The 13,785-nt window shown below is 60.0% G+C and carries 11 protein-coding genes; 3 read left to right on the top strand and 8 right to left on the bottom strand.

Going from position 1 to position 13,785, the window contains the following annotated elements; all coding sequences use genetic code 11:
• Window positions 1–19: 19 nt before the first annotated feature.
• The 3 genes from pgi to zwf all read right to left on the bottom strand — a co-directional run bounded on the left by pgi (window position 20) and on the right by zwf (window position 3,743).
• On the bottom strand, window positions 20–1,609 hold the full coding sequence (gene pgi / locus CBB63_RS02960; RefSeq protein WP_286698090.1) for a glucose-6-phosphate isomerase: 1,590 nt from the start codon (window positions 1,607–1,609) through the stop codon (window positions 20–22).
• Window positions 1,606–2,277: a 6-phosphogluconolactonase gene (gene pgl / locus CBB63_RS02955; RefSeq protein ID WP_286698089.1), complete on the bottom strand. Its 672-nt coding sequence runs from the start codon at window positions 2,275–2,277 to the stop codon at window positions 1,606–1,608. Before pgl ends, pgi begins: the two co-directional genes overlap by 4 nt.
• Window positions 2,274–3,743: a glucose-6-phosphate dehydrogenase gene (gene zwf / locus CBB63_RS02950; protein ID WP_286698088.1), complete on the bottom strand. Its 1,470-nt coding sequence runs from the start codon at window positions 3,741–3,743 to the stop codon at window positions 2,274–2,276. Before zwf ends, pgl begins: the two co-directional genes overlap by 4 nt.
• 177 nt (window positions 3,744–3,920) lie before the next feature.
• Here zwf and CBB63_RS02945 point away from each other — a divergent pair, with 177 nt between their 5' ends.
• On the top strand, window positions 3,921–4,868 hold the full coding sequence (locus tag CBB63_RS02945) for a radical SAM protein (protein ID WP_286698087.1): 948 nt from the start codon (window positions 3,921–3,923) through the stop codon (window positions 4,866–4,868).
• Between the two features lie 18 nt (window positions 4,869–4,886).
• Here CBB63_RS02945 and CBB63_RS02940 read toward each other — a convergent pair whose 3' ends face one another.
• Window positions 4,887–5,903 carry a DUF2855 family protein gene (locus CBB63_RS02940; protein WP_502695850.1) on the bottom strand — a complete coding sequence of 339 codons (1,017 nt, stop codon included), beginning with the start codon at window positions 5,901–5,903 and terminating at the stop codon, window positions 4,887–4,889.
• Window positions 5,904–6,187: 284 nt separating this feature from the next.
• Between CBB63_RS02940 and gyrA the strand changes: the two genes are divergently transcribed.
• Window positions 6,188–8,944 (top strand): DNA gyrase subunit A, encoded by a 2,757-nt coding sequence (gyrA, locus tag CBB63_RS02935; RefSeq protein WP_286698085.1) that lies wholly within the window; start codon window positions 6,188–6,190, stop codon window positions 8,942–8,944.
• A 135-nt stretch (window positions 8,945–9,079) separates the two neighbouring features.
• On the opposite strand, the gene CBB63_RS02930 is transcribed toward gyrA, so the two are convergent.
• The 4 genes from CBB63_RS02930 to CBB63_RS02915 all read right to left on the bottom strand — a co-directional run bounded on the left by CBB63_RS02930 (window position 9,080) and on the right by CBB63_RS02915 (window position 12,998).
• Window positions 9,080–9,421: a hypothetical protein gene (locus CBB63_RS02930; RefSeq protein WP_037944371.1), complete on the bottom strand. Its 342-nt coding sequence runs from the start codon at window positions 9,419–9,421 to the stop codon at window positions 9,080–9,082.
• A gap of 142 nt (window positions 9,422–9,563) precedes the next feature.
• Window positions 9,564–11,039, bottom strand: a complete 1,476-nt coding sequence (locus tag CBB63_RS02925; protein ID WP_286698084.1) for a carboxypeptidase M32 — start codon at window positions 11,037–11,039, stop codon at window positions 9,564–9,566.
• The gene (gene ctaA / locus CBB63_RS02920) at window positions 11,039–12,190 is read right to left on the bottom strand and encodes a heme A synthase (protein WP_286698083.1); all 1,152 of its coding nucleotides are present in this window, start codon (window positions 12,188–12,190) and stop codon (window positions 11,039–11,041) included. Before ctaA ends, CBB63_RS02925 begins: the two co-directional genes overlap by 1 nt.
• Before the next feature lie 55 nt (window positions 12,191–12,245).
• Window positions 12,246–12,998, bottom strand: a complete 753-nt coding sequence (locus tag CBB63_RS02915) for an RNA methyltransferase (RefSeq protein WP_286698082.1) — start codon at window positions 12,996–12,998, stop codon at window positions 12,246–12,248.
• A 156-nt stretch (window positions 12,999–13,154) separates the two neighbouring features.
• On the opposite strand from CBB63_RS02915, the gene CBB63_RS02910 reads away from it, so the two are divergent.
• Complete coding sequence (locus CBB63_RS02910; protein ID WP_286698081.1) at window positions 13,155–13,775, top strand: thiamine phosphate synthase; 621 nt, start codon at window positions 13,155–13,157, stop codon at window positions 13,773–13,775.
• Window positions 13,776–13,785 lie beyond the last annotated feature (10 nt).

Below are 13,785 nucleotides of genomic sequence, written 5' to 3'. Positions count from 1 at the left end.
GCAAAATGAAGCCGTGATCCTANTCGGCGTGTTTTGCAATAAAGGCGACAAGAGCGGCGGTCGAGCCGTCTTTATCGGTGGCAGGTGCCGCGCCCTCGACGATGGGTTGCAAAGAGGTGGCGAGCTCTTTGCCNAGCTCCACGCCCCATTGATCGTAGGAATTGATGCCCAGGATGACCCCTTCCACAAAGACGCGATGTTCATACAGCGCGATGATCTGCCCCAGGGTGAACGGGTCGAGCAGAGGGTAGCTGAGCGTGGTCGACGGGCGGTTGCCGGGGAAGACGCGGTGGCGCGCCTGACGGTCCAGCTCGGCACCGGTCAGACCTTTTGCCGCCATCAGCTCTGACGCTTCTTGCAAGGATCTCCCGCGCATCAATGCTTCGGATTGCGCAAGGCAATTGGCGATCAGCAGCTTGTGGTGATGTGTCAGGTCCGGCTCGTGCCCATTGGCCGCGATCAGGAATTCGCAAGGAATGACGCGGGTGCCTTGGTGGATCAGTTGGTAGAACGCGTGCTGGCCATTGGTGCCCGCTGCGCCCCAGACAACGGGACCCGTGTTATAGGGCGCGGTGGTGCCATCCATCAAGGTCGACTTGCCGTTGGATTCCATTTCAAGCTGCTGGAGGTAATCGGGCAGTTGCCCCAACCGCTGGTCATAGGGCAGCACGGCGCGGGTGNCATAGCCGCAGATCTGATTNTGCCAGATGCCGACCANGGCCAGCANCATGGGCATGTTCTCGTGNGGGGCGGCNGCGCAGAAGTGACGGTCCATCGCCTGCCCNCCGCGCAGAAACGCNTCAAAGGCGCGTGGGCCAATGGCGATCATCAGCGACAGGCCGATGGGCCCCCANACGGAATAGCGCCCACCGACCCAGTCTTCGAAGCCAAAGACCTGATCCGCATCGATNCCGAAATCGCTGGTCTTGTCCTGCGCNGTGCTCAGGGCNGCAAACTGCTTTGCCGGATCGCCGNCATTCTCTGTCATCCACGCNCGTGCGGTACGGGCGTTGGTCATCGTCTCGATCGTGGTGAAGGTNTTGGAAGCGACGATCACCANTGTGGTTTTCGCATCAAGCCCGCGGAGCGTGTCCGAGATATGCGCCCCGTCGACATTCGACACGAAGTGGCAGCGCGGCCCGTCATGATANGGCGAGAGCGCCTGCACCGCCATCGCGGGCCCAAGATCGGACCCGCCGATNCCGATATTCACCACATCCGTNATGTCGCTGCTGCGGATCTGATCCGCGAAACCGCGCATCCGGTCGAGCGTATCATGNACGCCGGGCATCACATCCGCCCCATCCACCATCACCGCGCCCCCATCAAGATTGCGNAGCGCGGTGTGCANTACNGCGCGGTCTTCGGTCTCGTTGATCTTTTCGCCNGCGAACATCGCATCGCGGNGCGCGGGCACATCGGCGGCATCGATCAGCGCCAGCAGCGCATCCATCGTATCGCGGTCAAGATTGGTTTTGGAGAAGTCGAACAACATNTCNCCGGTCTGNGCGCTGAACGTCNGGGCGCGATCGGCTGTGTCGAACAACGACAGGATAGAGCGGTCTTGCACCGCCGCCTGCATACGGATCAAATCATCAAATTGCGTCATGGTGCCCAATGTACTGTTGCCTCGTTCAATACTGCGCCGATGGGGGCCTGNAGGGCCGGCAGGCTTTGCGCCNGTTCCACCGCTGCNCGTTTTTCATCGCCAAAGATCACAAGATGTTTTGACATTGCGCCTTCCAGCACCCTGCGCGACAGGGTGATNCGCCCGATNTCCTGCCCGTCGACATCGATCGGNCAGAGCGCCGGCGCGTCCGCGGCCATNGCNGCCTCNAGCCCGTTGGAACCCGGAAAGAGCGANGCCGTGTGCATATCCGCGCCCATGCCCAGCAACAGCACCGACAGCGGCAATTGGGATTCGATCTGGGGAGACAGTGTTTCTGCGGCCTCGGCCGAGGTCAGCCCGTCGATGTAGAAAGGGGTGAACGCTGCCTCGGCCGCGCGACCCACCAGCAGGCGATTGCGCAAGAGCCGCGCGTTCGACATCTCGTGGTCGGGGGCGACCCAGCGTTCGTCACCCAGCATGACCTGCACCCGCGCCCAATCAAGATTGGCCGCGCTCAGGCTGTCAAAGATCGGCCCCGGGGTTGTTCCGCCCGGCACCGCAAAGCTGACCGTGTCATGGGATAACAGGGCGTTCTTCAGCTCCCCTGCGATCAGATTGGCGAGGTCCATCGCAAGGACTTCGCGGTCGGCATATTCGATCAACTTCATGCAGAATACTCCCGCCATTGGCGCTGGTCACGGCGCATCAGTTCGTTGGCATCTGTCGGGCCGTCGGACCCGCTGTCGTAGGGTTTGGGCACGTCATTGCGCGCTTCCCAGCCCTGGATGATCGGGTCGGTCCAGGCCCAAGCGGCCTCTACCTCGTCGCCGCGCATGAACAGGGTCTGGTTGCCACGGATCACGTCCATGATCAGACGTTCATAGGCGTCTACCTGTTCGGAGCCTTCAGGCCCCAAAGCGTCGGCGAATGTCATATCCAAGGGCACGTCCACCAAACGCATGCCGCCCGGGCCCGGTTCCTTGATCGTCACGCCAAGGGTGATGCCTTCGTTCGGCTGCAAACGGATCGACAGAACGTTGCGGTGGCGGCCTGCGTCTTCGGCAAAAATCGAATGGGGCGTTTCCTTGAAGACGACCGTGATCTCGGAGGACCGCGCCGCCATGCGTTTGCCGGTGCGTAGATAAAAAGGCGTGCCAGCCCACCGCCAGTTACTGATGTGGGTTTTCAGCGCGACGAAACTTTCGGTGCGCGAGCGTGGATCCCCCACAGCGGTACGGTAACCGGGTTGTTCGGCCTCGTTGCACGGTTCTGCCTGATATTGACCGCGGGCGATGTGATGCGGCAGCACAGGGTCCAGCGCGCGGATCACCTTGAGCTTTTCATCGCGTACCGCGTCGGGGTCAAACCGCGCGGGAGGCTCCATCGCGATCAGGCACAAAAGCTGCATCAGGTGGTTTTGCACCATATCGCGCATGGCACCCGATTTGTCGTAATATTCGCCCCTGCCCCCAACGCCGACGGTTTCGGCCACGGTGATCTGGATGTGATCGACATATTGGCTGTTCCACAGCGGCTCGAACAGCATGTTGCCAAACCGCACAGCCATCAGGTTTTGCACCGTCTCTTTGCCCAGATAGTGGTCGATCCGGTAGATCTGGCTTTCGTCGAAATACTTGGCGAGCGTGGCGTTNAGCGCCTGCGCGGTTTTCAGGTCGCGGCCAAAGGGCTTTTCGACNACGATCCGGCTTTGCGCNTCCGCCATGCCCCATTGTTGCAGACGTTCCGCCAGATCACCGAACAACGCGGGCGAGACNGAGAAATAATAGGCCTCTACCCGTTCGGTCCCGGCCATGAGCTTTTGCANCTCGGCCCAGCCGTCCTCGCCTTTCGCGTCAATCGCGACATATTCTAGCCGGTCGATGAACCCGTCCAGCTGCGCCTTCTCGTGCTCGAAGTCGCCGTTGAATTCGGCAATCGCCTCGCGGATCATCTGCTGGTAGCCCGCGCGGTCCATTTCTGTGCGCGCGGCACCTATGACACGGGCGTTTTCGGGCATCTGCCCTGCACAAAANCGCCGGAACAAGCCCGGCAGGATCTTGCGGCGCGCCAGATCGCCTGTGCCGCCGAAAATCACCAGATCAAAAGGATCGACCGGAATGACGCGTGATACCATGTGGATGCTCCTTGTCGCGAGGCTACGACGTTTGGGTGCCGAGATGTGATGTTAGCGCAAACATACTGAGATTTCCGTTTTTCACAAGTCTGTGCACCAAATGACACGGGGTTTTATTGCGCATACCATTCGCATAGACAAAGAAAAGTAATTTATACAGGTGAGGCCCGGTTTCCTATGAAAGACGTTGTCGACGCAAATATCGGTAAATTTCAGGACCCTGCCCTGACGGCCAAGGGCGAACCCCGCGCGACTGTCAGCCTGACAAACCCGCAGACGCTGTGGTTCAACACCGGCACCCTGTGCAACATTGAATGCGTGAACTGCTATATCGCGTCCAGCCCGACGAATGATGCGCTGGTCTATATCACCGCCGACGAGGTGCGCGATTATCTGGGGCAAATCACGCAGCGCAACTGGCCGGTGACAGAGATTGCCTTTACCGGCGGCGAGCCGTTCATGAACCCGCAGATGATCGAGATCACCGAAGCCTCGCTGGCCGCCGGATATGACGTGCTGATCCTGACCAACGCCATGCGCCCGATGATGCGTAAATCCGTGCAAGCGGGGNTGGTGCGCCTGAACGAAGCCTATCCCGGCAAGCTGACATTGCGCATTTCCGTCGATCACTACCGCACCGANCTGCATGACGCAGAGCGCGGCGCGGGCGCGCTGGAAAAGACAGTGACCGGCATGAAATGGCTGCGCGACAATAACATCCGCATGGCCGTTGCAGGGCGGTCGGTTTTTGGCGCNACAGACGAAGACAGCCGCGCCGGATACGGNGCATTTTACGCTGAACACAGCTTTGACATCGACCCGCAAGACCCTGGGATGACAGTNCTTTTCCCTGAGATGGATGAAACCGTCGAAGTGCCGGAAATCACCACCGCNTGCTGGGGAATNCTGGATAANTCNCCCGACGCGGTGATGTGTTCCAGCTCGCGGATGGTGGTAAAGCGCAAAGGTGCNGCGACCCCTGCCGTGCTGGCCTGCACCCTGCTGCCCTACACCGAAGAGTTCGAGCTGGGCCATTCGCTGGAAGAAGCGGAAAAAGACGTTGCCCTGAACCACCCTCATTGCGCCAAATTCTGCGTCTTGGGCGGGGCAAGCTGTTCGGCCTGACCCCGCGCCCGCACAGCACTAGGGGCGGATAATCGCGCCGACCTTGGGGTCGGCCTCCCCCCGTGCGAGGGTGGCATAGANCTCTTCCGCATCGGCCACGCCGTCATGNACCTGCACCTCCATCCAATCGGATGCGCTGGCCGCGATGCGCTTCCACGCGGCGGTGATCTGCGCCTCGATCTTGCCGGGNCCCCATTCCTCGCGCCGCTTGGCGACCTGTGAGGGCGCAAAGAAGAATTGCGGCTTGGGNCCATCCAACGGGNCTGTCGGNGTGAACTGATCCCAATGGCTCAGCCCNACNGCCGAGGAATGTTTCAGCTGATTTTTCAACGTNCTGTGCAGTTTGGCTTTGACCGTACTATTGCCGGACATATCGACATAGACGGATGGGACATGGTCCAGCGCGTCGNTCTGGTCGTAGGTCAGCACCGTATCGCAATGCCCCAATCCTTCGACAAACGCGCGGTTTCCGGCAGACGTGAGGCCCACGATCTTGTACCCGCGCGCCCCTGCCTCGGCGAGGTAGCTGCACAGNCCCAATCCGGTCTTGGACGAGGCGCTGCCCACAATAATCTGCTNGGCACCGAANAANTCNTTATCCAGCAGCCANTCGTAAATCAGATACGACGTCGCCAGCAGCGGTTGCAGCAAGGCGCGCAGGTGATCCTCTGATGCGGGGGCGGTTTTNACGGGCGTGTACTGATTATAGATCAAGGGCAGTTTCGCCCGATGTGCCGCCGCATCCACCAGNCCCGCCGCGCCTTNTTCAGGCGTNATCACCANCTCGGANGCCATTGGATAAAAGCCATAAAGCCGCGTGCCGAGCTCAAGCACATCTGTGCGGCTTTCGACGACTTTTGCGGTGCCCCACACGGGCACGATCCCCCATCCGTTCTCGGATGTCGGGAAAAACTGCCAATAGCCGATATCGAAACCCGCCGCCGCATAGGTCACATTGTTCGATGTCACCGCGAAGCTTTCGATCGCAAGACGCGCCTGCCCCGGTGCCAGCGGCTCTCCCTCCGCCTCGAGCATGCGGGTTTCGGTGATTGCGTTTTGATTGACCANTATCTGTTGCACGTAGATGCCTCCCCCTCGTTTTGCTTTAGCCTACCCCAAACGCGCGGGCTTNAACCACCAATTGACATTGACGTTACGCCACAAAAATCACGCCGGATTTAGTATCATTACATTTCAACAACTTAGCCTGATGAGCAAGTGAATCCCCGCCTGCCAAGGCCGCAGGCATTGCACCCGATATNCCCCGTCTGCTATACAAAACCGCAAGATATAGAACCAGCAAGAGCTAGGCAGATTACGTGAACGACACGCCAGAAACCCCTGAAAACGATGACGAAATCCCGGCTACGCGCCCCGTGTATGATGGCCCGTCGGTCAATATCGAACACGAGATGCGGACATCCTATCTGGATTACGCCATGTCGGTCATCGTTTCGCGCGCCATTCCCGACCTGCGAGACGGGCTGAAACCGGTTCACCGCCGCATCATCTATTCGATGTATGAAAAAGGCATCACCCACGAAAAAGCCTACCGCAAGTCGGCAAAGTCCGTGGGCGACGTAATGGGCTCCTACCACCCGCATGGGGACAGCGCGATCTATGACGCTCTGGTCCGCATGGCGCAGGACTTCTCTATGTCGCTGCCGCTGATTGACGGACAGGGTAACTTTGGGTCGATGGACGGCGATAGCGCTGCGGCGATGCGTTATACGGAATCNCGCCTTGATAAGGTCGCGTCNTTCATGACCGGCGATCTGGACAAGGAAACCGTTGATTTCATCGACAACTACGATGGCAAAGAACGCGAACCCACTGTTTTGCCNGCACGGTTCCCGAATATGCTGGTCAATGGCGCGGGCGGTATCGCCGTTGGTATGGCGACCAACATCCCGCCGCATAACTTGGGCGAAGTGATCGACGCCTGTCAGGCCCTGATCGAGAACCCCGATCTGACCTCGGAAGAGCTGATCGAATATATCCCCGGCCCCGACTTCCCCACCGGCGGGATNATGNTGGGTCGTTCGGGCGCGCGCAAAGCCTATCTTGAGGGGCGCGGCAGTGTGATCATGCGGGCCAAGACCCGTGTCGAAGAGATTCGTAAAGACCGTTTCGCCATCGTCATCGACGAGATCTGCTATCAGGTGAANAAATCCACCATGATCGAAAAGATCGCCGAGCAGGTGCGCGAGAAGAAGATCGACGGCATCGCCCATGTTCAGGACGAATCTGACCGNAACGGCGTGCGNGTTGTGATCGAGCTGAAGCGCGACGCNACNGCCGAAGTGGTGATGAACCAGCTNTACCGTTTCACCCCGATGCAGACCTATTTCGGCTGTAACATGCTGGCGCTCAACGGCGGCCGNCCCGAACAGCTGACCCTGCGCAAGTTCCTGACATCNTTCATCGATTTCCGCGAAGATGTCGTCGCCCGCCGCACTGCCTATCTGCTGCGCAANGCNCGTGAACGCAGCCACATCCTGTGTGGTCTGGCCGTGGCCGTTACCAATATCGACGAGGTCGTCGCGACGATCCGGTCCTCCGCCGATGCNGCNGAAGCGCGCGAAAAGCTGATGACCCGCCGTTGGCCCGCGGAACAGATCCTGCAATATATCGCATTGATCGACGATCCGACACATACCGCCAANGACGACGGCACCTATAACCTGTCCGAAGCACAGGCCCGNGCCATTCTGGAACTGCGTTTGCAGCGTCTGACNCAGATCGGGGTGAAAGANGTCACCGACGAGCTGGAAGAACTGGCCAAGAANATCAAGGAATACCTTGAAATTCTGGGCAGCCGCGAACGGATCATGGGCATCATCTCGGACGAGCTGGCCGANGTGAAAGACCAGTTTGCCGTGCCGCGCCGCACAGAGATCGTCGACTGGTCCGGCGACATGGACGACGAAGACCTGATCGCGCGCGAGGATATGGTCGTGACCGTAACCTCCGGNGGCTATATCAAACGCACCCCACTGGTCGATTTCCGCAGCCAACGCCGCGGCGGCAAAGGTGTTTCGGGCATGCAAACGAAGGAAGAGGACGTCGTCACCACCCTCTTCGTTGCCAATACCCACACGCAACTGNTGTTCTTNACGACCGACGGCATGGTCTACAAGCTCAAGACCTGGCGNTTGCCCCAAGGCGGGCGCACGTCAAAGGGCAAGGCGATCGTNAATATCCTGCCCATNCCGACCGGCGTCTCCATCGCGGCGATTATGCCCGTGGACCGCGACGAAAAAGAATGGGACGATCTGCAGGTGGTCTTTGCGACATCCGCGGGCACCGTGCGCCGGAACAAGCTGTCGGATTTCACCAACGTCATGCGCAACGGCAAGATCGCCATGAAGTTCGAGGACGACCACGCCGACACCACGCTGATCAACGCACGCATCGCGTCGAATGATGATGATGTCATGCTGGTGACCAATTCGGGCCGCGCGATCCGCTTCCCTGCGACGGATGTGCGCGTCTTCAACAGCCGCGCCTCTGTCGGGGTGCGTGGGATCAAGCTGAACGGCGATGACAAGGTCGTCTCCATGTCGATCATCCGTCACTTCGACGCCAGCTCGGAAGAACGGACCGCCTACCTCAAGATGCGGCGCGCGATGGCCGGTCTGGCAGATGACGCGGAAGGCGACGAGGACGAAGCCCCCGCTGATCCGAATTTCTCGCAAGAGCGCTACGCCGAAATGTCCGCAGCCGAGAACCTGCTGCTGACAATCACCGAAAAAGGCGCGGGCAAACTATCCTCCAGCCACGACTATCCCGTTCGCGGGCGTGGTGGCCTAGGTGTGACCGCGATGGACAAAGCGATGCGCGGTGGCGATATCGTCGCCTCCTTCCCTGTCGAGATGGATGATCAGATCATGCTCGCGACCTCTAAAGGGCAATCGATTCGCGTCCCGGTAGAGGGTATTTCCTTCCGGTCGCGCAGTGCCGGTGGCGTCAAAGTCTTTGACACCGGTCGCGGCGAAGTTGTGGTTAGCGTTGCGTGGATTGCAGACCAAGGTGATGAAACCGGCGACGACGAGATCGCAACGCCTGAGGCGTAAGTCGCCCACCATAATGCTAAAAGCCGCCCCTCGTACTGAGTGGGCGGCTTTTTTCTTTGCGCGCTACGGATTGGCATAAAAAAACGCCCCCGAGGGGGCGTTTTCGAAACTCTCAGATCGTCAGATCTGTATTGCTTACGTACCGTTGGAACCGTTTGTGCCGTTTGCGTCGTCATCGTTGCTTGCGATAACTGCAACTGCAACGATAACCGCTGCGATACCACCGGCTGCGGCGGGGCTCAGGCCCTCAAAGCCAACGCCACCAGCGGCGCTTGGATCGATGCAACGACGTGCAATGATGCCATCGATTTCGGTAGGTGCTTGGCAAGCGTAGGTAACGCCGTTTTCGCCAACAACTGTGGTTGGGTAGCCGGCAACGCCGGAATCACCACCAACAGCGGCTTGGGTTGTAACTTGGGCGGAAGCTGCGCCGGCAGTCATCAAAAGCGCGGCGGCGAATGCTGTGAAGCGTGTCATAATAATTTCTCCAGTTTGCGAAGGACATAAATCTTGATCATCATATCGCATATTTCAGGCGCAATAGCAAACTTGATATTGACGCTAGGGTCATCAGATCAAGTAAATGCAATTCAACCGACCGTTTTCGGGCTCGGCCAGACTATAATGCATATAGAGTGCTGAATTTCTCCGTCAAATAAGAAAGCAAGGGGGCCTCGCTCGGCTGCTCCCCGGTGGCGCGCGTGATCAGATCCCGCGGGGCGTAAAGCCCGCCGTGGCGTTGGACATTCTCGCGCAGCCAGCCCGTCGCCGCAGAGGTATCGCCCTGCGCCAATTGCGCATCCAGTTCCGGTACATCGCGGCGCAGCGCCGTATTCAGGCACCCGGCATAGACGTTGCCCAAGGAATATGTCGGGAAATACCCGAACAACCCGACCGACCAATGCACATCCTGCAACACCCCATTCGAGGGCCGGTCAACCGCATAGCCGAAATCGGCCTCGAACCTGTCGTTCCACGCGGCTTCCAAATCACCGACCTGCAGATCACCGGCCATCAAAGCGCGTTCCAGATCAAACCGCAGAAGAACGTGCAGATTGTATTGCAACTCGTCGGCCTCGGTCCGGATATAGCCGTCAGAGACGCGGTTCACGATGCGGTAGAAGGTTTCTTCATCCGCCACGCCAAAATCACCGAAGGCATCGCGCATCTGACCATACAACCAGCCGGTAAAGGCACGGCTGCGCCCAAGCTGGTTTTCATAGATGCGGCTTTGACTTTCGTGGACCCCCATAGACACCCCCGCCCCAAGCGGCGTCAAAAGGTAGTCCTTGTCGATGCCCTGCTCATAGCAGGCATGGCCGACCTCGTGGATGGTCGAATAGAAACAGTTGAACGGGTCCAGCTCGTTGGTGCGTGTGGTGATCCGCACATCAAGCCCCGACCCGCTTGAGAACGGATGCACGGCCTTATCCACGCGCCCCATGGTCATATCATAGCCGAAGGTGGTGGCGAGCTGACGTGTCAGCTTCATCTGGGTCTCCGCGTCAAAGCGGCCCTCTAGCACCGGCGGTGCTTCGGCGGCGCGCACGGCTTCGCGCAGGCGCGTCAGTTCGGGGCGCAATGCGCCAAACATCGCCTCCAGCTCGGCAGCGCGCGCACCGGGTTCATAATCATCCAGCATCGCGTCATAGACATCGCCGCCAGCAGCCAGCGCCTGCCCCTCTTCGCGCTTCAACGCGATCACCTCGGCCAGGGTCGGGGCAAAGGCCGCGACATCATCGGCGGCGCGCGCCTCGGCCCAGATGCCCTGCGCTTCCGAGGTGACCCGCGCGATGCGCGCGGCAAGGGCGGCGGGCACTTTAGAGCTGCGCGCGTGACTGCGACGGATGTCACGCAGCTGCGCTTGTCCGACGGGGTTCAGCGCCGCCTCGTCGATCCTGTCCAGCCATTCGGGAATGCGCGGATCCACACGGCGCGCATGAAGCACGCCTTCGATTGCCGCCATCTCCTCGCCACGCTGCGGGGCGGCCCCGCGTGGCATGACGGTCTCCTGATCCCAACCCAACCGGCCTGCGACTTGTGCCAGCGCCTCGGTTTCGCGCTGGAACGCCATCAGCTCATCAAAAGCACTCATCAGGATTTTCCTCGTACAGATGTCGGAATGGGATAGGCGCTCAGGAAGCGGGCGCGCAGGATCAGCACCCACAGCACCACGGCAAGCACCTGATGGAAGATCGCGATATGTACCGGTGCGGCGTTGATCACGGTCACAATGCCCAAGGCAATCTGCCCCAGCATCGCGATCATCATCAGGTTGAACGCTTTGCGCGTATTGGGATGCGCCGATTTACGGCCCCGCAGCCAGACCACGATAGCAAAGGCAAACAACAGATAGCCCGCCATGCGGTGCATGAACTGCACCAGCCCGGGGTTTTCAAAGAAGTTGCGCCAGACCGGCGTGATGCTGAAGGCGTCAGGCGGAAAGAACTGCCCCTGCATCAGCGGCCAATCGACAAAGAACCGCCCCGCATCAATTCCCGCAACCAAGGCCCCAAGCAGAATTTGCAGGAACGCAAAATGCAGCAATCCTGTGGACATTCCAAAGAGCTTGGCTTCTTTCGCCCGCCGCGCCTGCATCAGATCACGCTCGGGCCGACCAAGCAGCAGCGCGTACCATGTGATGACCCCAAGGATAACGAAAGCCAGCCCCAAATGCGTGGCCAGACGGTAACTGGCAACGTCTAGAACGGCTTCTCCGCTGGTGACGCCCGATGCAACCATCCACCAGCCGATCGCACCTTGCAAACCGCCAAGACCGCCCAAGACAAGCAAACGCCCGGACCAGCCAACGGGGATCTGGCGACGCAAGAGAAACCACAAGAACCCGACAGCCCAGACCAGACCAATCACCCGGCCCAACTGCCGATGGCCCCATTCCCACCAGTAGATTGCTTTGAAATCAGACAGTTCCATCCAGGAGTTCTGGACCTGGAACTCGTCAATCTCTTGGTATTTGGCGAATTCCGACTGCCAGTCCGCCTCGTTCATCGGCGGCATAGCTCCGGTAAAGGGCTTCCATTCGGTGATGCTCAGGCCACTGTCGGTCAATCGGGTCAGACCGCCCACGGCGATCATCACAAAGACCAATGCGAATAGGATGAACAGCCAGATACGGATGCCACGGCGTGCCCCACCCCGCCCGCGGTCAATGCCGCCAGCCTGTGCCACGGGGCGCGTGGCCTGCGCCTCGCCTACGTCCTCGAACAGCTTTCGTTTTTCGGCCATGGTGCCTCTCGTCTGCTAGGGTTTGTGCAGAAGTAGGACACAAGCGCACAAAGGTCTAGCCGCGCTCTTTCCAACGTACCATCTGTCGCAGGGTGCCGTGCAAGGTCTGCACATCGGCACGGGTCAGCGGCAGGCGCGACCACATGTTGCGCAGGTTGATCTTCATGCTGGCGGCCTTGTGCTCGGGGTAGAAAAAGCCGGCGGTGTCCAGACGGTCCTCGAAATGCCGTGCGAGATGTTCGATCTCGCTGTTGTCGGCCCAGTCGGTGCCCGCCATCTCGACCTGCTCGGCCACGACATCGCCCTGCGCGCGCATCCACTCATAGCCCATCAGCAACACACATTGCGCAAGGTTAAGCGAAGCAAAGGCAGGGTTTACCGGCACCGAGACAATCGCATTCGCGCGGCTGATATCATCATTCTCAAGCCCTGCCCGTTCCGGCCCGAACAGCACCGAGACACGGCGGCCCTCGCGGATCATCTGCGCGGCTTTGGCCATAGCCGCTTCAGGACTATAAACTGGCTTGGNCNGATCTCGATCGCGCGCCGTGGTGGCAAAAACAAAGGCAGCATCGCCCACAGCACCGGCCAGATCATCATAGATCACCGCCTCATCCAGCAACCGCCCCGCACCAGATGCCATAGCAACGGCCGAAGGGTTCGGCCAGCCGTCACGCGGCGCGACAATGCGCATGCGATCAAGGCCAAAGTTCCACATGGCCCGAGCGGCGGCACCGATGTTTTCGCCCATCTGCGGGCGCACAAGCACAAAGGCCGGGATCTGCGGGTGTTCTACTGTATCATTCATGGGCACCTCATACGCGCGCGGCGCGCACCTCGCAAGAACGACGGGGCGCTCCGCGCGCCTTCCAAATGGGAAAAAATCCTCGCCGAAGGCATAAAAGTTTTTCTTTCCCCGCGTGATCCGNTAATTGACGCGCAATAACGCAAAGGACAGCAAGCCATGGATACGCCCGAACAGCCGCAGCTTTACCTGATTACCCCGCCCGAGCTTGAACTCTCCAGCTTCCCCGACCAGCTGGCGCGTGTGCTGGATGCGCATGATGTGGCCTGCGTGCGTCTGGCGCTCAGCACCCGTGACGAAGATCGCGTAATGCGCGCGGCGGATGCGCTGCGGGGCGTCACCGACGCGCGTGACATTGCGCTGGTGATTGCGGANCACACTTTGCTGGCGGAACGGTTGGGGCTTGATGGCGTGCATCTGTCGGATGCGGCACGCTCCGTGCGTCATGCGCGCAAGACCTTGGGCGATGACGCCATTGTGGGCAGCTTTTGCAACGGCTCGCGTCACGACGGCATGGCCGCAGGCGAAGCGGGTGCGGATTACATCAGCTTTGGTCCGGTGAACGCGTCCCTGCTGGACGATGGCACCCACGCCGAACNAGANCTGTTCCANTGGTGGTCCGAAGTGATNGAAGTGCCGGTCGTCGCCGAAGGCGGGCTCAACACCGATCTGATCCGCGCGCTCACCCCCGTTACCGACTTTTTCGGCATCGGGGATGAAATCTGGACCAGCGAAACACCCCAGCAGGCGCTCGCCGATCTGATTGCCGCGATGAAGTAACCGCGCAGGG

This window comes from Sulfitobacter sp. TMED3, from assembly GCF_002167505.1.
Taxonomy (GTDB): Bacteria; Pseudomonadota; Alphaproteobacteria; order Rhodobacterales; family Rhodobacteraceae; genus Sulfitobacter; species Sulfitobacter pontiacus.
The sequence above is the reverse complement of the archived record's forward strand: the minus strand, read 5'-3'. Positions and strand labels throughout refer to the sequence as shown.

What these genes read in the sequence shown, in the direction of transcription:
- CBB63_RS02930 (WP_037944371.1), bottom strand. Translation starts at nt 9,421, where the DNA reads ATGACACGCTTCACAGCATTCGCCGCCGCGCTTTTGATGACTGCCGGC.
- CBB63_RS02925 (WP_286698084.1), bottom strand. Translation starts at nt 11,039, where the DNA reads ATGAGTGCTTTTGATGAGCTGATGGCGTTCCAGCGCGAAACCGAGGCG.
- ctaA (WP_286698083.1), bottom strand. Translation starts at nt 12,190, where the DNA reads ATGGCCGAAAAACGAAAGCTGTTCGAGGACGTAGGCGAGGCGCAGGCC.